Origin of the sequence: Micrococcus sp. GbtcB5 (genome assembly GCF_019091605.1) — a bacterium.
In the GTDB taxonomy this organism is placed as follows: Bacteria; Actinomycetota; Actinomycetes; order Actinomycetales; family Micrococcaceae; genus Micrococcus; species Micrococcus luteus.
Map to the genome: position 1 here is coordinate 1 of NZ_JAGXJK010000465.1, position 237 is coordinate 237.

The window sequence follows — 237 nt, forward strand, 5'->3', positions numbered from 1 at the left end:
GGCCGCGTGCGCCCGCACCTGCAGGGCCCGGCGAGCGGGGTCGTAGCCGTAGCCGGTGGCGTGCAGCCGCCCGGTGCGCCCCGCCACGGGGCCGGTGAGCCGCACGGGGGCGGCATCGCGGGCGGGCAGGTCCACGCCCGCCCTCGTCGCGGCCGCGGGGCTGAAGGCGCCCCGGCCCGCGCTCGCGTACCAGGGGCGCCCCAGCGCGGGCGCCGCCACGACGCCGGCCAGCCAGCG

1 pseudogene is annotated in these 237 nt (G+C 84.4%); it reads right to left on the reverse strand.

What is annotated here, in order from left to right:
* Positions 1-237: pseudogene (locus KVS67_RS13125) on the reverse strand (inositol monophosphatase); the annotation flags it as partial.